Origin of the sequence: Corynebacterium bouchesdurhonense (assembly GCF_900078305.2) — a bacterium.
Classification (GTDB): Bacteria; Actinomycetota; Actinomycetes; order Mycobacteriales; family Mycobacteriaceae; genus Corynebacterium; species Corynebacterium bouchesdurhonense.
The window spans coordinates 1-19,106 of the sequence record NZ_LT546014.1 but is presented as its reverse complement, the minus strand read 5'-3'; the positions used below and the strand labels follow the sequence as shown (position 1 = coordinate 19,106).

The window sequence follows — 19,106 nt, the reverse complement described above, 5'->3', positions numbered from 1 at the left end:
ACAACGGCCTGCGCTAGCTCTCCAGAGTTACCGGATACTGAAACCTACTACGGCTTCGCCGGAGCTGCCGCCGTGGTCAGGCTTGCTCGGTCCGAAGATCCATTGACCGAGGAGCCAGCACCAGGGGTGCAGCTCTTGACCAGCAACGTGGTGCCGAGGATGCCCGCGGCGATGATCGCCAGAGCGCCTCCGACCTTCACCACGTCAGCGCCATAGCCACGCAGTTGCGCGTTGATCTGGGAGATCTGGATCGCAACGTCCGGGTTAAACACACCCAGCTGCTGCTGCAGCTGTGCGTTCGCCAGCTCGATCTGCCTGGACACCTGCTCAACTGCCGGGGAGATACCCGGGATCTGCAGCTGGGTAGCCAGGCCAAGCGGGATCAGCGCCAGCAGCGGGATACCGAGACCCACGGATGTCGCAATGCAGCGATTACGTTCTGCGTCGGTCAGAGCCGAGGAAGAACCCTGCTTCGGCTTCTGCGGCTGACCAGGCGTAATCGCCGGATCCTTCGGCACGATCTGAACATCAACCGAACCAACGGTCTCCGGGTTGTTCGGATCCTTCGTCGGATCCGTAATCGTCACCTTCGCCGGACCAGGCTTCGTGTTCTCCGGAACCGTGACCTTAATCTCACCCGTGTCCGGATCAACCTCAACCTTGATCTGGTCGGACGCAATCTCGTTACCGTCGACGTCCTTCAGCGGGTCACCGTTCGGGTCCGTCACCGTACCCGTCAAACCAGGCTTCGGGTTAACGACCGTATCGTCAAGCGGCGACTTTACGCCCGGCTTCACCTGATCAGTGGTCGTGCCGTCCTTAATGGACTGCTTGGGCTCAGTGATCCTGATATCAATCGGATCACCAACCTGCTTGCCATCCTTATCCCGGACAACCACAGTCGCATCCTGCGGATCAGTACCCTTCGGCACCGTCACCGTGATCTCACCAGTGTTCGGGTTGACCTCAACCTTGGCATCCGGAATCGGGTTGCCGTCGGTACCGATGACCTCACCGGTCATACCCGTCGTCGGGTTGGTCACCTTATCATCGATCTTCTTCGGCTGACCATCAGCAACAACCTCATCCGTGGTGTCACCAGGCGTAATCGCCGGATCCTTCGGGATGATCTGAACATCAACCGAACCAACGGTCTCCGGGTTGTTCGGATCCTTCGTCGGATCCGTAATCGTCACCTTCGCCGGACCAGGCTTCGTGTTCTCCGGAACCGTGACCTTAATCTCACCCGTGTCCGGATCAACCTCAACCTTGATCTGGTCGGACGCAATCTCGTTACCGTCGACGTCCTTCAGCGGGTCACCGTTCGGGTCCGTCACCGTACCCGTCAAACCAGGCTTCGGGTTAACGACCGTATCGTCAAGCGGCGACTTTACGCCCGGCTTCACCTGATCAGTGGTCTTACCGTCCTTAATGGACTGCTTGGGCTCAGTGATCTTGATATCAATCGGATCACCAACCTGCTTGCCATCCTTATCCCGGACAACCACAGTCGCATCCTGCGGATCAGTACCCTTCGGCACCGTCACCGTAATCTCACCAGTGTTCGGGTTGACCTCAACCTTGGCATCCGGAATCGGGTTGCCGTCGGTACCAATGACCTCACCGGTCATACCATCGGACGGGTTCGACACGCGGTCGTCGACCTTGTGCGGCTGACCATCAGCAACAACCTCATCCCGGTCATTCTCACCAGCGGTGATAGCCGGCGGAGTGATAACCACCGGGATTGGGTTTCCAATCTGGCTGCCGTTGCCATCGGTGATAACGACGGAGCCAGCACCAGGCGTGGTGCCCTCAGGGACAGTTACGATGATGTCGCCGGTGGTCGGGTCGTCCTCGCGCGGCTTGATCTCGACGGTTGCACCCTCGATATCCTCGCCGTTCTTATCCTTAACAACGCCCTTGGTGTCGTTCGTTGGGTTCTTAACGGTGTCGTCGAGCGCCGTTCCCTTGCCATCAGCAGGAATCTCGTCGATCTTTGTGCCCGGGTTTAGAACCGTCTTGGAGTTCTCATCGAACGGGTTGGTGTTGTTCTCAACCTCGGTCTTGTTGTCAACCCCGTCACCATCAAAGTCGCCCGTCGGGTCGAGGATGGACTTTCCGTCCTTACCCACCAGATCGAAGGTCGCGGTAGCTTCGTTCTTCGAACCGTCGTCGTAGGTGAACGTCACCGTTTCCGTCGGTCGTGCGAACGGAGTGAACTTCTCGACGAAATCGTTCCAGTTGGTGGTGCCATCTGGGAAGATCTTGCCGTACTCATCCTTGACCTGAGCATCAGTCGGAGCCTTGGCTGTGACGTCGCCCGTCTTGGAATCCGTGGTAATGGTCCAGTTGGTAGCCCCGTCCGAGGTCTTACCCGCCGCGCTCTTCAGCTTTTCAGCCGGATCCTTCGCCCAGGTGACCTCGGCGGTCTCCTTCGCCCCCGGTTTGACACCGGTGGGGTCGAAGGAAGGCTGGTAATCGTAAGCACGGGTACCCGGCTTGACGATGACAATGTCAATCTCACCGACCTTCTCGTCGTTCCCATTCACCGGTGTAGTGACGATGACTTTGGCCGGGCCAACCGGAGCATCGATCGGGACGTTGACAGTGATCTCACCGGAGTTCGGATCGATCGTGGCGGTCGCATCGTCGATCGGGTTACCAGCCTCATCGACAACCTTTGCGTTGACCGGAAGCTTGGACGGGTTCTCAACCCTATCGTCGAGCGTCTTCGGCTCGGTGGAGGTCACAACATCAGTCTTCGAACCCGGGTTGATGGTCGGGGGCACAGAGTTAGCGTCGTTCGGGTCCGTTCCGAACTTCTCCTCGTCACCGTCGTTGACCCCATCACCGTCGGTATCTGCCTTGTTCGGGTTGGTGGGCACCTTGGGGTTGCCGTTGGCATCCACGATGCCGACTTCGTAACCGTCGGTAAGACCATCACCGTCGGAGTCAGCCTTCAACGGGTCAGTCGGCTCGTTGCCAAACGGGTTCTTGGAACCAGAAATCTCCTCGCCGTCAGTGAGACCATCACCGTCAGTGTCGGCCTTCTTCGGATCAGTACCGATGACGATCTCGATGTCATCAGGCACGCCATCGCCATCTGCGTCCTTGGTCTTGTCCAGGATGATCTGATCCACAAAGTGCGTGTAGAAGTAAGTGCGATCCTCTTCCTGGTTACGCACCGCACGCACCTTGATAATCCACGACTTGTTCACCAAGTCCCGGTTCGGCGTACCAGTAATCACGCCCATTTGCTGACCGTGGTAGCTGAAGTTCGGGTCGTAGTACAACCCCGTGCCGTTATTCTTGTCCCCCAAATCCGCGAGGAAATGCTCTTCATCGCCTACGCGCTCAAAAGCGAACACCTCAACCGAAGCATCCTCAAGCTTTTCCGGCTCAGGGATACCAGCCTCAGACACGATCACCGGGATCGGCACGATCGGCTGCTCCACCTGCAGCGTCACATCCGGAATAGCGTGCACACGGAAGTGAATCGCAGGCGACTTCACACGTACGATTACCGGCACCTCGTCGCCGGAACCATCCGGGTAGGTCACAACGACGATTGCCTGCTTGTCCCCCGTCTGCGTCGTATCCGGGGTTTCCTTCCACACGTAGGTAGTGCCGTCCGGAAGATCATTCTTGTTGCCGATGGAATCCGCCGGCACCGCGTTGTGGTTGCGATCAACCTCCTGCAGCTTGCCTTCCGGGGTGTAACGGTCAGCATCGGAGTTGACGCGAACCTCAGCGTCGGCGGTCTCGGTGGAACCATCCGGGTAGGTCACATCGACGGGGATGACGTAGTCACCCGACTTCTTCGGCGCCTTACCAATGGTGATCACACCAGTCGCCGGATCAACCGTCACATTGTCAAAGACCGGGGAACCGTCATCCTTCTTCGGCAGCTTGCTCTTATCAATGCTGAACTGCGGGGTCCGACCATCCTGGCTGGTGGGGGTGTCGATCTTCTCACCGTTTGCATCACGCCACTGCGGGGTGACCGAGACATTCTCCTGCTCCGGGTTCACAGCAGTACCCGGGTACACCGGTTCGAACCGATCCGCATCCGTCGGCACCGGCTCAAACTCCACAAACACCAAATCACGCGTGTTGTCCTCATAGACAACAACCACCGGCACCTTGACATTCTTCGTACCACTAGGCGACTGCGGCAACGTCACCCTACCGGTGTTCTCATCGATCGTCGCACCTGCCGGCGGGTTCTCACCGAACTCGTACCGTTTCACCGGCACCTGGTTCGTCGGGATAGGATCACCGACCGGCTCACCGTTTTCTTCCCTACGGAACACCGGCGCATCAGAGGTCACCGGGTTACCAGCCGGGTCCGGCGCAACCGGGGACTCATACCGCGGCTCATACTTCGCAGCCTCACCGGTTGTCACCACAAACGAATCCGACGCCACCACACCAGCACCCGAGTACAACAACGCGGTGTAGGTCTCACCATCCTTCGCACCAGCCGGCACCGTGAAGTTCGCATTCACCTCATCACCACACGTGGTGATCGGAGTACCCGTGGCCGCGTCAACATCCTTGGTCTCCCGGCCACGCGAATCCTTCACACGCACACCATTGGTGTCAACCACATAGCCTTCGCTATCGGTCCACACAATCTTCGTGGCCCACAACGGCACCGTGCCATCAAGCACCAGCTCCGCCGTGCTCCCCGGCTTCGCCGGGAACTCGTGATTATCAAAGTTGCGGATAAACAACTTCAAGTTCGCGTCATACGGCGACGACTGAATCGCGAAATTCTCGTTGATCACCGCACCAATCAGACGCTGTGTAGAAGGGTTTGGGCGCCAGTTCTCCGCGCCCGCGGCATTACGGAACTCCGGTGTGGCAAACCCAGACGCGGTCTGCATGATCACACCGTTGGGATCCTCTACCCACATGTACACATTGCCAGTCGTCTCACGGAAATCACGCCCAGAGCTCTTAATCCCATCGATCGAGTACGTGCCATCCTCAGCCGTGGTCGCAACATAGGTGGTTTCCAACCACTGCGGATTCGCCAACAACCGCTCACGCACAGTCCGCGTGCGATCCTTACGATCCAGCTGCTCAATATCCTGCAACCCACTCACACCCTCAGGCGTCAGCGTGGTCAGATACACCTTGTACCCACCAGCAGGCGAATCCATCCCCGCACGCGTCGCCTCATACGACGGACCAGCAATCCCGTTCGACGCGTCCGCACCCTGGCCGGACTCGTACCACACCCGACCCTCAATACGGTTCTTACCGGTAGCCGAACCACCACGGTTGCCCACATACGGCATCTCAACAACGTTGTCAGCCACCATGTAGTTCTCACCCGTAGCCACATCAATCGGAAGCTCCGTCATCCACCGATCCACACGCTGCAAATTCAGGCCAATCGTCTGCCACTGACCCGTAGAACGACCCGCACCCTCAGCGGTGCGCTCATAGGCACGAATACCATCACCCGCACGAAGCGGGTACATCATATTGCCCGAATTCTGGTTGACCTGCGGCTCCACCCAAATCCGGTAGAACTGATCGTTATACGCACCGAAAACGTGGTGGACACCCTGGTTGTCGTAGAACCCCTCACGCAAATCAAACACATACGACCCACGACCAAACGAGCCCGTACCACCCCAATCATGGGTCTGGGTCACATAGATCGGCGACGTCGCACCCGTGCGAGAACGCCACTGCATATACACATTCGTACCCTCAGGCACCGGCAACTTCGTGCCCGTATCACCGTTGGTGATCGCGCCGTAACCACCCATAAACACCTGACCAGAAATGGTGTTCTTCGCATTAGTTTTACCCACACCACCGCGGACATACCCGTTGGCGATGCCGTCAATATTGATCGCATCCGGAATCGGCTGATAATTCTTCGCCTCGTAGATGTACTCCGTCGTCGGCGTCTGGCACGACGGATCCACGTTGTACGGCAACGCGCGATCCGCAGACGTGTTAGCCGACGCCGGACCATCCGCCGCAAACGCCACCGGCTGCACAAACGGCGCCACCAACGCCAGAGACATCGCAGCCGCGGCGATCGACGTGCCGCGGCGGCGAGCAGTTTTCTTGCTTTGCATGTGATTCCCTCCAGGGATCTCGAAACAAGGATTTCCCCGGGCACCACATGCGGCCCCCAGGGCCGAGCTCTCTCGAACGAAGACAGGCGGGCCTATCTGATCGCACAGCAAGCGCTCTTGATCCACATGATAGACACAGGCTTAGGTAGTTTCCCCAAGCTTTCTATCCGCTCACTTTTATTACAGCCTTCAACAAATACTAGGCCCTTTAACCTGCGCTTCTCCCGCCGGCATCGGCACAATGTGTCGCGCCCAAACGCATTCGACGTTGAGCAAGGAGAGCTCGCCGATAGGTGATACATGCCCACGGCAGGTCAGGGATAAAGCCGACAATCCCCGTAGCAATTTCGGTCCCGCACGTCATTTGTTTGATCAAGATCCGGCCATATATAACCCATTTGGGGGGAACCAAAGGGGGCGAGTACCCGCTAGAGCGCGGCGGCGGCGCGGGCGGCGCGCTCCTGGGCCTCCTCGGCGGTCTCCCCCGTGGAGCGCATCAGGAGGGCGGAGGCGAGGACCTGCACGCCGGTCTCCTCCACGGCCATCGCCCGGGCGAGGCACTCCGTGGTCACGGCGCGGCCCTCGGTGGGGACTAGTTGCGAGGCGCCGGGTGAGATCAAGGTGGCGTCGATAGGCAAGCGAAGCGATGCTCTGGCGTGCAGCTCAAACTGATCCAGGCGCTGGGTAGCGCGGGTGACCATGCCGTCGAGCGTGGGGCGCGGGGTGGCCTGGGAGAAGTAGACCTCCTCGCCGTCGATAAAGAGTTCCACAGAGTGGACGCCGCAGCTGTTCATCGCGCCGGTGACGCGGGCGGCGATGGAGCGCGCGTTGTCCATTGCGGCCTCGGTGAGCTGGGCGGGCTGGAAGGACTGAACAAGCCGGCCGCGCTCGTGGCGGGTGCCGATGGGCTCGCAGAACCACGTGGCCAGCTCACCAGTGGCTGGGTCCACGGAGCGCACCGCGAGGATGGTCACCTCGGAATCGAACTGGATGTAGCGCTCCACCACCACGCCCTCGCCGGGGGACGCCTCAAGGGCGGCCCGGTACGCGGCGTCGAGCTCGCCGGGCTCGCGCACCACGCTTTGGCCGGTGCCATCAGTGGAGCGGCCGGGCTTCACCACACACGGGAAGCCGATGCGCTCCGCGGCCTCCGCGAGCTGGGCGGGGTCGGTGACAAACTCATGTTCCAGGGTGGGCAGGCCCAAGTCATCGTTGGCGCTTGCGCGGGTGCGCTGGCGGTTGGCGGTAAGCTCCGAGGCCTCGATGGTGGGCACCGTCTCCGCGCCGGTGGCCTCAGCGGCGTGGCGGAGCTCCTCCAGGTCGAAGTCATCCGTGGCGGTGACAATCAGGCGGGGCTTCAGGGATGCGGCGCTGGCCAGCGGGCCGATAACGGACTCGAACCCCAGCTGCGCGTACGCCGCCGCCAGCTCGGTAGCGATGACGCCGCTGCCGATAATCAGAACCTGCGGATTCCCGTCGATGCTCATGTGGGGATTATCCCACAGGGGTTCGGCGCGCCCGGAAACGCCGCGTTACCTCAGGCAAGCAGCGAGCAAACCGGCGGTCAGCGCCGCACCAGTGCCCACTGCGGCCACGCCCAGTGCGGCGGAGCCGGCGTTGAGGCCGAACTGCTGCAGGGAGTTGTTCGCCGCCTCGAACTGGGCAGCAAGCTGCGGGTTCATGATTCCTGCTTTGCGCTGCAGCTCGGAGTTGACATTCTGAATCTGCGCCCCGATCTGATCCGCGAACTGCGCCGCCCCACCGAGCGCGACCTGCGATGCCAGGCCGAGCGGGATCAGCGCCAGCAGCGGCAGGCCAAGGCCAACAAGCGCGATCTCGCACTTGCCCGGCAGCTCCAAGTCCGAGGAACCGAGATCCAGGGAGCCGAGGCGGTCCGAGGAGCCGAGGCCCAGGGAGCCGAGACTCGAAAGGTCCGGAATGACGAGGAAGCCGGGGCCGGGGCTCGGGATCAGGTCGTTGTTATCAACGGTGGTTTCGTCTCCCCTGGCCACGTTGAAGTCAAACGTCACTGTGCGACGGCCCACGGTGGCCTCGACCCTTACCTTCGACGTGCCGCTGGTCGGCAGCTCGATCACCAGGCCGTTGTCCTCCACCTGTGCGATGTCGCTGCCAGCGGTGATCTTGATATTGGCGAGCTCGCCCAGGTTGGCGATCTTGCTCAGGTCAAACTTCGCGGATTCGCCCGGCTTCACCGTGACGTTGCGGACGATCGTCACCGCGGCGTTGCTCGGCTTAGAGGTGGCGGAATCATTGCTGGAGCCAGTGGAGCTGGACGGGAGATCAGCGTTGCTCGATTGCGCGGTGGCCGCCGGGGCCAGTGACGGGGCGATTAGTGCGGTGGAGAGCGCTGCGGCGATCAGGGTGCTGCGACGGGCCGCTTTCGACTCGAACATGGGGATTCCTTTCAAAATAAGCGTCGAGGCAAACAGGAGGAAGGGGTTCAGGCCCTTGCGCTCGGTTACTTGGGAATCGATGTGATCGGCCCGCGGCGTTACGTTCCCGGGGTGACGCCGCGGAGGAATGCGGGCGCGGCAAGGCGGGCGTCGACAAGCAAAAAGCTCCCTAACGCTCCATTACGTCATGGCGCGCGATGGCCTGGTCGCGGCCCGGGCCCACGCCGATGTAGGAAATCGGTGCGCCGGAGAGCCCCTCGAGGCGCAGCACGTAGTCCTGTGCCTTCTTCGGCAACTCAACGAACGTTGTGCAGCCGGTGATGTCCTCGTCCCACGCGGGCATCGTTTCGAAGATCGGTTCCGCTTGGTGGAACTGGGTCTGGGTGACAAATGGCGCAACGAATATCGACAACAGGATTCCGCCGAGCTAAGATGGGGCCACCCGGCGAAAAGTCCTCCAGGGGAGGACTTCCCTGCTAAGCAGGGATAGCCGGTTTTCTTTTTCAGACTTCAGGTTCGCCCCAAGGCTTAAACGTTGATTTCAGGGTTGGAGCGATACAGGGATCGAACCAGGTGCAGCGCTTTCCCTCGACTATGCGCTGGGTCGCCCATAGCCCATAATCCGCCGCCTGGAGGCCCCACGATGTCGGTGCACGCCAGATGCATGTCGTGATATCCCGGTCGATCTGGGAGCACACTTCGTTCACGGCTTCATCGACTGTCTGTCGCATCCTCGCGGTACCGAACTCAGCCGCGACAATGGCTAGCTCATCTCCCGGGTCCGAAACTTGCAGGGCCACTTGTTTTACATGCAAATGCCAAGCCAGCTTGTACAAATACAGTCCGCCCTTCTCCCGCACATCGGGATAGGCATTGGCTTTGTAAAGGAACGTCGTATCGAAGCGCGGCTGCTGACCTCGGATCATCTCGAACACCTTCGAGCGCGTCTTATTGCTGTCGGCGCACGCGTGAAACCCGTTAGCGAGACCCGAAGACGCCAGACTTGCCCTCAATTCATGCGCTTCTGCGACTGCATTTGCGTACTGAGTGTCTGAGAAAGCGGCGGTACCAAAGCCGAAGTAGATCGACGCACCTCCCCCGCGAGGGTCTGGCGAACTCGAGTAATCAAGGTTGCCAGTCTCGTCGGCAAAGAGATACACCTTGGCCATCTTTACCGCGCCATGACGTCGTGGCGCACGATGGTCTGATCGCGGCCGGGGCCCACGCCGATGTAGGAGATGGGGGCGCCGGAGAGCTCCTCCAGGCGCAGGACGTAGTCGCGGGCCTTCTCGGGCAGCTCGTCGAAGGTGGTGCAGCCGGTGATGTCCTCGTCCCAGGCGGGCATCGTCTCGAAGATGGGCTCGGCGTGGTGGAACTCGGACTGGGTCAGGGGCATCTCGTCGAAGCGCTGGCCGTCCACGTCGTACGCCACGCAGATGGGGATCTCGCCGATGCCGGTGAGCACGTCGAGCTTGGTCAGGAAGAGGTCGGTGAAGCCGTTGACGCGAGAGGCGTAGCGCGCGATCACGGAGTCATACCACCCGCAGCGGCGCTTGCGGCCGGTGTTCACGCCCACCTCGCCGCCGACCTCCTGCAGGTAATCGCCCCACTTGTCAAAGAGCTCCGTGGGGAACGGGCCCGCGCCAACACGCGTGGTGTACGCCTTAATAATGCCGAGCGACGCCGTGATGCGGGTGGGGCCGATGCCCGCGCCCACGCACGCGCCGCCCGCGGTGGGGTTGGAGGACGTGACAAATGGGTAGGTGCCGTGGTCCACGTCCAGCATGGTGGCCTGGCCGCCCTCCATGAGCACGTGCTTGCCCTCGTCCAGGGCCTTGTTCAGCACGTACTCCGCGTCAATCACCATCGGCTTCAGGCGGTCGGCGTAGGAGAGGAAGTACTCCATGGTCTCGTCCACCGAGATGGTGTTGCGGTTGTACATCTTCACCAGCATCTGGTTCTTCACGTCTAGCGCGGACTCGATCTTCTGGCGCAGGATGGACTCGTCGAAGATGTCCTGCACGCGCAGGCCTACGCGGGCCACCTTGTCCGCGTAGGTGGGGCCGATGCCGCGGCCGGTGGTGCCGATAGCGCGCTTGCCCAGGAAGCGCTCCTGCACCCGGTCCAGCGTCTGGTGGTACGGCGCCACCAGGTGGGCGTTGGAGGAGATGCGCAGGCGCGACGCGTTGGCTCCGCGGGCCTCAAGGCCGTCGATCTCCTCGAAGAGGGCCTGGAGGTTGATCACCACGCCGTTGCCCAGGATCGGGGTGGCGTTTTCCGAGAGCACGCCCGCGGGCAGCAGCTTCAGCTCGTACTTCTCGCCGCCCACCACCACGGTGTGCCCGGCGTTGTTGCCGCCGTTGGGTTTGACCACGTAGTCCACCTGGCCGCCCAGGATGTCGGTGGCCTTGCCTTTACCCTCGTCGCCCCACTGGGCGCCCACGATGACGATGGCGGACATGTACGTATCTCCTTTAATAGGGCACGGGATCTGGCACGGAGCCGCCGTTATTGTAGCGTGAGCGCCATGCGTCTTATCCATTGCGCGTGCGGCACCGACGTGCGTCTTCCCGGCGCCGAGCACCACCAGCTGCCCGCCGTGCCCACCCGCAAGGACCTCCGCTTCCTCGACGCCTTAGCCCGCGAGTGCCTGCCCGTGGACCCCACTCCCTCGCTGGCCGAGATCCAGGCGCAACCGGACGTGGCGCACCTGGGTACGCCTCAGCGCGCGCCCCAGGAGCCGGACGAGCGGCTGCGCGTGGTGGTCTCGGGCTCCGACGCCGCGCTCGGCGCCGTGCTCACCCGCATGATGCGCGCCGATTACCTGTGGGTCGAGGTGGCCTATATACCCACGGACCCGGCCTCCCCCGCCGCCGTGTGCTGGGGCGTGGGCGGGCTGGACGGGGCCGCTTTCGCCCTCGAGGCGCCGGTTGTGCCCGCCGCGTGCGTGCGCAACGACACCGGCGATGTGGTGGCGGGCTCCGCCGTGATCTACCGCGGTGACGGTTTGGAGGAGTTCGTGGGCGAGATCGTGGTGGATTCGCAGACGGTGCTTTATAACGAGCGCGCCACCGCCCGCTTCCACGGCCAGTTCGGCGCCCGCCTCGTGCCCACCATGGACGCCCCCGGGATCGCGTGCGTGCCGCTCACCACGCCCATTTCACCTTCAGGCCCAGTTTCTTCGCGCTCCCCCGAACAACTCGAGTGGCTCTCCGGCGCCCCCGCCCTGCGCTGGCTCACCCGCGGCAAGACCGCCCCGCCCGCCGTGCCGGACCCCTCCCGGGCGCTCACGGGCCGCGCCGTGCAGGCCGGGGGCAAGAGCATTGCATTGCTTATCGACGCAACCCTGAAGCCCCGCCCCGCCACCCGCGCGACCTTCTACCGCCACTTGCGCGACATCCAGGCGGTCCGAAACGCCTAAAAAGTACAAATGTGATAAAAATCACATCCTGGCGTTTTGTAGCCTGGTGGGGCGATTTGTGACCTTCCTGAGACCTGGGTGGGGATGGCGGGTGGTCGGGGGCGTCGAAAAGCAACTGCATTCCTGCAGGTCACGCCACCATGATCTGCGCCATACCTGAAACCGGACTGAAAGTGGCCCTTGAATCCAGGAAGTCAAGCGGGCCCCGCGGCACAGCGGCGAATCTCGCTACGTTGGGCAGTGCTCCCAGAAAAGGGAACCCCGAACAAATTGCAAGCTGATGAACGAAGGAGAAATCATGGCTGATTACAACCGCATTGAGGACCTGGCAAACGCCACCGCTGTCGACGTGAACGGCGAGAAGGTCGGCGACGTGCAGGACGTGTACGTGAACGACACCACCGGCCAGCCGGACTTTATCTCCGTGAACCACGGCCTCTTCGGCGGCGGCACCTCCATCGTCCCGCTGCGCGGCCACTCCCTGCGCGACGGCGAGCTGCACCTCGCCTTCCCGAAGGAGCGCATCGAGGACGCTCCGGATCTGGACGAGAACGGCCACCTCACCACCGAGGACCAGGAGGCGTTCTACCGCCACTACGGCCTGACCGACGTTCAGGACGTGACCACCTACGAGACCGGCGCCGCCTACGGTGCTCCGGCCGCCGCTGGCGCTGCTGGTGCGGGCGCTGCCGCTGGTTACGCTGCTGACGAGCGTCGCGACGAGACCGTGGACGCTGACCGCCGCGAGTTCGCGGACCGCGCTGACCACGCTGACCACGCTGACGAGCTCATCCGCTCCGAGGAGCAGCTCAACGTGTCCAAGGAGCGCGTCGAGTCCGGCCAGGTTCGCCTGCGCAAGTACGTCGTGAACGAGACCGAGACCGTCGAGGTTCCGGTTGAGCGCGAAGAGGTTCGCGTTGTCCGCGAGCCGATCTCCGAGGCTGACCGCGCCAACTACGCCAACGAGCAGATCGGCGAGGCCGAGGCCTCCGTCACCCTCCACGAGGACCGCGTGAACGTGTCCAAGGAGTCCGTGCCGGTGGAGAAGGTTTCCCTGGAGAAGGACACCGTTCAGGACACCCAGCGCGTCTCCGAGGAGCTGCGCAAGGAGCGCTTCGAGACCGAGGGCGAGGTTGTCACCGACGCCGACGCTCGCAACATCGACGGCGACATCAACCGCTAAGGTTCCCCGCTGGGCGGCTTCCTCTAGGGTTCCGCTAGGGTTCCGCCCACTGGGCTAGCGGATTAGACCGAAGGCCGGCTGCAGGTTTGCAGCCGGCCTTCGTCGTGCTTTGGGGCCTTGGGAGGGGCTTGGGAGGGGCCGACGGGGCAGCTCCCTTCGCGCAAAGAGGCATATTGCCGCAAACAGGCATATTCCAAACAGGCATATTGAGGCCACGCGAAAATCGACCTGGGGATATGCCTGTTTGGCGGCGCTCGGCCCGCCCGCGAATATGCCTGTTTGACCAGGGGCCTGTCTGGGACGCCGCTAGGCATAGCCTCAGAAGAGTACTTGCGGGGCCACCACGGCCCCAGGGCCCCGCCCTCGGAAGGTGCACCTCGGCGGGTGCACTTCTTACAAACAGGCATATTCCAAACAGGCATATTGGGGTTTCGGGAAAAATGACCTGGGGATATGCCTGTTTGGCGGCGCTCGGCCCGCCCGCGAATATGCCTGTTTGGCCAATATGCCTGTTTGGGAACCGGGTGAACCGAGGAGTCGGGGGAACCGGGGAACCGGGCCCGGGCCTAGGAGCGCCGGGCTAGTCCAGATCGAAGGTCTCGGGCTGGTAGCGCGGGGTCTTCGAGGTCGGCGCGAGTGCAGCGAGGGCGGATTCGCGGGACATACCGCAGATTTGGAGAAGGTCCACCGTCAGGGAGCGGCTCTGAGCCAGGAGGGCGTAGGCAGAGAGCACGGGTTCGGCGGAATCCGGGGTGGGTGAACCCGCGCCGGCCGCAGAACCCGCAGAACCCGCGCCGGCCGCAGAACCCGCAGAACCCGCAGAACCCGCGCCACCCGCGCCACCCGCGCCACCCGCAGAGGCGGCGGGGCCGGCGAGGACCTCCATGCCGGAGCGCTGGGCGATGCCGCGCAGCTCGTTGACCAGCTTCGGAATGGTGGCGGCCTGGGTTTGGCGGGAGCGGACGTCGTAGAGCTCGGAGATTTCGAGGCAGACCTGGGAAAGGGCGTCGATGAGCTCGACTTGCTCGGCGGTGGCGGAGTCGCCGTCCTCGCAGAGCACCAAGGCCCGGCGGGCGAGGACGCGGGTGGTGCGCACCGCGTTGTCCACGGGCGGGATGACGCGGCCGAGGGACTGGATGTAGCGGCGGGAGCCCCAGAGGAACGGGGACAGCTTGGTGGATTCCTCGCCGGACTGGATCTCGGCCGCCATGGAGTCGATGCGGGATTGGGAGCCGCGGATGGCGTCGAGGGCTTCGCTGATGTGATCGGGGTTGCCGGTGCGTAGGCCGGAGGAGACGTCGTCAAGCACGGAGCTGACCAGGCTCATCACCTTGGAGATCTCGGCGCGGGCGCCGTTGATGGGGGCCTGCGGGATGAGCGCCAGGGTGGCCAGGGCCACGGCGCAGCCCACGAAGGCGTCGATGGTGCGGTCGATGCCGGTCACCTCCGCGCCCGGGTGCATGATCGTGGCGATCAGGATGGCGCCGATGGCCACCTGGTTGTTCATCAGCTGCGAGCTGGAGAAAAAGGACGCGATGAGCAGGGAGAGCGAGACGATGAGGGCGATCTGCCACCCGCCCTCGCCGATGCGGTAGAGGAAGAGGTCCCCGATCAGCACGCCGATCAGGCAGCCGAGGGCGATGTCCCACGCCTTGCTGATGCGGTCCCCGCCGGTCATGCCGATGATGATCACCACGGAGATGGGGGCGAAGAAGGGGCGGTGGTGGCCGATCACGTCCTTGGCCAGCCAGTATGACAGGCCTGCGGCGATGCCGGTCTGCAGGATGGGCAGCAGCCGCTTACGCACGCGTTTCAGGCGCGCCTGCACGGAATCTTCGACCGCGCGGAGGCGGTCCCGGGTGGTCATTCTTTGTTGGGGCATTGGTGTATGGGGGGTCGTCGACAAGCAAAAAGCACCGGCCACAATCGGCCGGTGCTTAACACTACCGCTTACTTGGACACGGTCTTGCCCACGGAGTGGAGATCCTGGCACGCCTCGATGACGCGCTCGGACATGGACTGCTCGGCCTTCTTGAGGTACGAGCGCGGGTCATAGGCCTTCTTGTTGCCCACCTCGCCGTCGACCTTAAGCACGCCGTCGTAGTTGGAGAACATGTGGGCGGCCACGGGGCGGGTGAACGCGTACTGGGTGTCGGTGTCCACGTTCATCTTCACCACGCCGTAGCCGAGGGCCTGCTCGATCTTCTCCTTCTCCGAGCCGGAGCCGCCGTGGAAGACGAACTCGAACGGCTTGGCACCCTCCGGCAGGCCCAGCTTGCGCTCCGCCACCTTCTGGCCCATGTCCAGCACCTCGGGGCGCAGCTGCACGTTGCCCGGCTTGTACACGCCGTGGACGTTGCCGAAGGTGGCAGCCAGCAGGTAGCGGCCGTTCTCGCCGGTGCCGAGGGCGTCGATGGTCTTCTCAAAGTCTTCCTCGGTGGTGTAGAGGTTCGCGCCGGCCTTGGCCTGCACGCCGTCCTCCTCGCCGCCCACGACGCCGATCTCCACCTCCAGGATGATGTTGGCGGCGTGTGCCTTGGCCAGCAGCTCCTGGGCCACCTCCAGGTTCTGGTCGATGGGCACCGCGGAGCCGTCCCACATGTGCGACTGGAACAGCGGCAGCTCGCCGCGGTCCACGCGCTCCTGGGAGATGGCGATCAGCGGGCGCACGTACTCGTCCAGCACCTCGAGCTGGCAGTGGTCCGTGTGCAGGGCGATGTTGACGTCGTAGTGCTTGGCCACCTCGTGCGCGAACGCGGCCAGGGCCTGCGCGCCCGCCACCTTGTTCTTCACGCCCAGGCCGGAGCCGAACTCGGCGCCGCCGGTGGAGAACTGGATGATGCCGTCCGACTCCGCCTCGGCGAAGCCCTTGATGGCCGCGTTGATGGTCTCGGAGCTGGTGCAGTTGATCGCTGGGAACGCGTAGCCGCCCTGCTTGGCGGTGTCCAGCATCTGGGCGTAAACCTCGGGGGTTGCGATGGGCATGGGGTGAACCTTCCTGCTCGGGGCACAGTGTCGCCTTCTAGTATGCCCGAGGTGGCGCGTGGTTAAGGCTGTGAGTTTCCTGTGCGGGGAGAAGGGGGGCTTCATGCTTTTCGACGCTCCCGGCAGCATGCTTCAATCCCGCAACATGCTGCCGGATTGCAACATGCTGCCGGCTTCGGAAACGAGCATGTATGCCCCCGCGATTGGGGCGCGTGGGACGCGTGGGATCTGTGGGGCGCGCGGGGCGCGCGGGGCGCGTGAGGCGCGTGAGGCTAGCCCAACACGTCCGACGCCGCCACCCGCGCCGCCGCCTCCAGCAGCAGCCAGCCGGAGAGCTGCACGGACAGGTCGCGCTCGTCGATGCGCAGCAGGCCCACCGCCTCGCTCAGCGACGACGGGCCGAGGCCGTAGTTGTGCGGCAGGCGCGCGTCCTCGGTCCACTCGGCGGGGAAGATGGGCAGGCCGTCCACCTCCAGGCGGTGGGTCCACAGGGACTCCGCGGAGGCGAGCACAAGGCGCGCCGCCACTTTCTTGGTGGCGATGTTCTCTCTGGAGTCCGCGGGCAGGCGCACCGCCACCTCGGCCAGGTAGCGCGCGAGGATGCCCTTGAACAGGCCGCCGTCGCCCTCACCAGACTCGGACTCCGGGCTGACAATCACGCCCTGCGGGTTGGCCAGGTGCAGCGCCACCGCCTGGACAATGGCGCGGATGTGGGTGATGTAGAAGACCGAGTCGTCGGCCCGCTGGGAGTCCTCGAAGGAGTCGATCTGGTCGGTGTAGCCGAGGCCCACGTCCTCGCGCAGCGCCAGAGCGATCTCCAGCGAGGCGCCCAGCACCGTGCCCTGGTTGTAGGTGTAGATTTTCTCGACCACTTCGGGGCCGTTCATGCGCATGCGGATGCCGTCGAAAAGCAGGCCCGACTCGGTGACCAGATTGTCAAAGATCCAATCCACGATCTGGCGCGCCTTGTCTAGGCGGCCCGTGCGCGCGAAGACGATCGCGGCGGTGGCGTTGGACGGCACGTTGTAGAAGGTCTCGCCCTTGCGCCACGGCAGCACGCCGGTGACGGGGTCGATGCCCGCCAGCAGGTCAAACTCCAGCGCGTCGAGGGCGCGGGGGCGGCGCGAGCCCTCGAGTGCCAGTGCGCGGTTCCAGGCGAGGGCGAGCCAGGCCTTGTCGTCGTAGTGCTGGTTCTCCGTCAGCTTGCCGCGGTTGCGGCGCTGGATCCCGCGCAGCGTGTCCGCGATGCGGCGCTTGCGGCTCTTGGTCGGGCGGCGCGACGCCGCGTCCACCTGGCAGTCCAGGTACTGCGCCTGCCACCAGTAGTGCCAGTGCCAGAACAGCTTGTCCTTGGCGCCCGCCGGCCACGTGGCCGCCGCCAGGTTGGTTTTGGGAATGCCCCACAGGCGCATGGCGTGGCGCTCATCGATGGCGGATGATGCCAGGTCGGCCCGGTGCGACCAGGTTTCAGGCACGGCGGCTCCCTCGGGATGCGGTTGTTCTGTAGCCATCTTGCCAGACACCTGCCGGGCGGGACGTTTCCCCGCCCCTACCAGGCACGATCCAGGTCCGCGTGCTGGCGGATCCACGCGTGCATGGCAATGCCGGCCGCCACCCCGGCGTTGATGGAGCGCGTGGAGCCGAACTGGGCGATGGAGCACGTCATCTCCGCCGCCGCCTGCGCCCCCTCGGTCACCCCGGGGCCCTCCTGGCCGAACAGCAGGATGCAGCGCTCGGGTAGCCGCGCCGTCTCCAGCGGCACCGAGCCGGGCGTGTTGTCGATGGCCACGATCGGCAGCCCCTGCTCCCCGGCCCACGCCACCAGCTCGTCGACGCTGCCGTGGTGGCGCACGTGCTGGTAGCGGTCGGTGACCATGGCGCCGCGCCGATTCCAGCGCTTGCGGCCCACGATGTGCACCTCGCGCGCCAAAAACGCGTTGGCGGTGCGCACCACGGTGCCGATGTTCATGTCGTTTTCGAAGTTCTCGATGGCCACGTGGAACCCGTGCCGCCTCGCGTCCAAATCCTCCACGATGGCCGGCATGGACCAGTAGCGGTACGCGTCCACCACGTTGCGGGTGTCGCCCCCGCGCAGCAGCTCAGGGTCCAGGCGCGGGTCATCCGGCCACGGGCCCTCCCACGGCCCCACGCCCCGGCGCGCCGGCATCCACTCGGTGGGCCCGCGGCCCGGGTCGGACGCGGCGTCGGCCTCCGGGCTAGGCGAGTCCAAGGTCGTCCAGTCCGAGGAGGTAGCGGTACTCGAGGGAGGCGTCGGCAAGCACCTGCCCCGCGCCGGTGGCCCGGTCCACAACGGTGGCCACCGCCACCACCTCGGCCCCCTCCGCGCGGCACGCCTCGACGGCGGTGAGCGGCGAGTTGCCCGTGGTGGTCGTGTCCTCCACCACCAGCACCTTCTTGCCCGCGATCGACGGGCCCTCGATGCGGCGCTGCATGCCGTGCTTCTTGGCCTCCTTGCGCACCACGAACGCGTCCACCGGGCGGCCCGCGGCATGCATCACCGCGGTGGCCACCGGGTCCGCGCCGAGCGTGAGCCCGCCCACCGCATCGAACTCCAGGTCCGCCGTCAGCTCGCGCAAAAGCTCGCCGATCAGCGGGCTGGCCTCGTGATGCAGCGTGGCGCGGCGCAGGTCAACGTAGTAATCCGCCTCCTTGCCCGAGCTCAGCGTCACCTTGCCGTGCACCACCGCAAGCTCCTTGACCAGCTCCGCGAGTCGCGCCTTCTTGTCCATTACTGCTCCTTGTCTTCGAAGATTGAGGGGGGCATCGCTTTTCGACGCACCCTAGTCAGATCCGCATCCCCCACCCCCGACTCCCCCGCCTCGCGCGGGCCCTCGGCGATGGGCGCGATCTCGTCCGCGCCGATCGCCGAGGGCCCGCGCGAGGCGGGGGGGGCGGGGGGGGGGGGTGCGGGGGGGGGGGGGGGGGGGTCCCGTATAGACAACCGGCGCGGCCGACGCGACCACCCGGGGGGTGGG

General features: G+C 64.2%; 12 protein-coding genes and 1 pseudogene. 2 read left to right on the top strand and 11 right to left on the bottom strand.

The window, feature by feature from the left end:
* Positions 1 to 47: 47 nt before the first annotated feature.
* The 6 genes and pseudogenes from BN4252_RS00165 to BN4252_RS00140 form a co-directional block, all read right to left on the bottom strand.
* Positions 48 to 6,107, bottom strand: a complete 6,060-nt coding sequence (locus BN4252_RS00165; RefSeq protein ID WP_078056674.1) for a Rib/alpha-like domain-containing protein — start codon at positions 6,105 to 6,107, stop codon at positions 48 to 50.
* Positions 6,108 to 6,535: 428 nt separating this feature from the next.
* Positions 6,536 to 7,594: an ATP-grasp domain-containing protein gene (locus BN4252_RS00160; protein ID WP_066523954.1), complete on the bottom strand. Its 1,059-nt coding sequence runs from the start codon at positions 7,592 to 7,594 to the stop codon at positions 6,536 to 6,538.
* A 45-nt stretch (positions 7,595 to 7,639) separates the two neighbouring features.
* Positions 7,640 to 8,521, bottom strand: a complete 882-nt coding sequence (locus tag BN4252_RS00155) for a hypothetical protein (protein WP_066523952.1) — start codon at positions 8,519 to 8,521, stop codon at positions 7,640 to 7,642.
* 169 nt (positions 8,522 to 8,690) lie between these two features.
* Positions 8,691 to 8,909, bottom strand: a pseudogene (locus BN4252_RS00150) (adenylosuccinate synthetase); the annotation flags it as partial.
* Between the two features lie 115 nt (positions 8,910 to 9,024).
* Positions 9,025 to 9,690, bottom strand: a complete 666-nt coding sequence (locus tag BN4252_RS00145) for a hypothetical protein (RefSeq protein ID WP_066523946.1) — start codon at positions 9,688 to 9,690, stop codon at positions 9,025 to 9,027.
* Positions 9,691 to 9,692: 2 nt separating this feature from the next.
* A complete protein-coding gene (locus tag BN4252_RS00140; protein WP_066523944.1) occupies positions 9,693 to 10,982 on the bottom strand; it encodes an adenylosuccinate synthase in 1,290 nt (429 codons plus the stop codon).
* Between the two features lie 66 nt (positions 10,983 to 11,048).
* Between BN4252_RS00140 and BN4252_RS00135 the strand changes: the two genes are divergently transcribed.
* Positions 11,049 to 11,942: a hypothetical protein gene (locus BN4252_RS00135; protein ID WP_066523943.1), complete on the top strand. Its 894-nt coding sequence runs from the start codon at positions 11,049 to 11,051 to the stop codon at positions 11,940 to 11,942.
* A 298-nt stretch (positions 11,943 to 12,240) separates the two neighbouring features.
* Positions 12,241 to 13,125, top strand: a complete 885-nt coding sequence (locus BN4252_RS00130; protein WP_066523941.1) for a PRC and DUF2382 domain-containing protein — start codon at positions 12,241 to 12,243, stop codon at positions 13,123 to 13,125.
* A gap of 580 nt (positions 13,126 to 13,705) precedes the next feature.
* Here BN4252_RS00130 and BN4252_RS00125 read toward each other — a convergent pair.
* From BN4252_RS00125 to pyrE, 5 genes are all read right to left on the bottom strand, one after another.
* Positions 13,706 to 15,007, bottom strand: a complete 1,302-nt coding sequence (locus BN4252_RS00125; RefSeq protein ID WP_066523938.1) for an FUSC family protein — start codon at positions 15,005 to 15,007, stop codon at positions 13,706 to 13,708.
* A gap of 68 nt (positions 15,008 to 15,075) precedes the next feature.
* On the bottom strand, positions 15,076 to 16,110 hold the full coding sequence (gene fbaA, locus BN4252_RS00120; protein WP_066523936.1) for a class II fructose-bisphosphate aldolase: 1,035 nt from the start codon (positions 16,108 to 16,110) through the stop codon (positions 15,076 to 15,078).
* Between the two features lie 272 nt (positions 16,111 to 16,382).
* Positions 16,383 to 17,585: a glycoside hydrolase family 76 protein gene (locus BN4252_RS00115; RefSeq protein WP_066523933.1), complete on the bottom strand. Its 1,203-nt coding sequence runs from the start codon at positions 17,583 to 17,585 to the stop codon at positions 16,383 to 16,385.
* A 74-nt stretch (positions 17,586 to 17,659) separates the two neighbouring features.
* Positions 17,660 to 18,277 carry a TrmH family RNA methyltransferase gene (locus tag BN4252_RS00110; RefSeq protein WP_066523931.1) on the bottom strand — a complete coding sequence of 206 codons (618 nt, stop codon included), beginning with the start codon at positions 18,275 to 18,277 and terminating at the stop codon, positions 17,660 to 17,662.
* Between the two features lie 49 nt (positions 18,278 to 18,326).
* Complete coding sequence (gene pyrE, locus BN4252_RS00105; protein ID WP_066523929.1) at positions 18,327 to 18,860, bottom strand: orotate phosphoribosyltransferase; 534 nt, start codon at positions 18,858 to 18,860, stop codon at positions 18,327 to 18,329.
* Between the last annotated feature and the right edge of the window lie 246 nt (positions 18,861 to 19,106).

Bases quoted from the DNA above. Each gene is read 5' to 3' on its own strand.
- BN4252_RS00135 (WP_066523943.1), top strand. From the start codon at position 11,049: ATGCGTCTTATCCATTGCGCGTGCGGCACCGACGTGCGTCTTCCCGGC.
- BN4252_RS00165 (WP_078056674.1), bottom strand. From the start codon at position 6,107: ATGCAAAGCAAGAAAACTGCTCGCCGCCGCGGCACGTCGATCGCCGCG.
- BN4252_RS00140 (WP_066523944.1), bottom strand. From the start codon at position 10,982: ATGTCCGCCATCGTCATCGTGGGCGCCCAGTGGGGCGACGAGGGTAAA.
- pyrE (WP_066523929.1), bottom strand. From the start codon at position 18,860: ATGGACAAGAAGGCGCGACTCGCGGAGCTGGTCAAGGAGCTTGCGGTG.
- BN4252_RS00155 (WP_066523952.1), bottom strand. From the start codon at position 8,521: ATGTTCGAGTCGAAAGCGGCCCGTCGCAGCACCCTGATCGCCGCAGCG.
- BN4252_RS00160 (WP_066523954.1), bottom strand. From the start codon at position 7,594: ATGAGCATCGACGGGAATCCGCAGGTTCTGATTATCGGCAGCGGCGTC.
- BN4252_RS00110 (WP_066523931.1), bottom strand. From the start codon at position 18,277: ATGCCGGCGCGCCGGGGCGTGGGGCCGTGGGAGGGCCCGTGGCCGGAT.
- fbaA (WP_066523936.1), bottom strand. From the start codon at position 16,110: ATGCCCATCGCAACCCCCGAGGTTTACGCCCAGATGCTGGACACCGCC.
- BN4252_RS00145 (WP_066523946.1), bottom strand. From the start codon at position 9,690: ATGGCCAAGGTGTATCTCTTTGCCGACGAGACTGGCAACCTTGATTAC.
- BN4252_RS00125 (WP_066523938.1), bottom strand. From the start codon at position 15,007: ATGCCCCAACAAAGAATGACCACCCGGGACCGCCTCCGCGCGGTCGAA.
- BN4252_RS00130 (WP_066523941.1), top strand. From the start codon at position 12,241: ATGGCTGATTACAACCGCATTGAGGACCTGGCAAACGCCACCGCTGTC.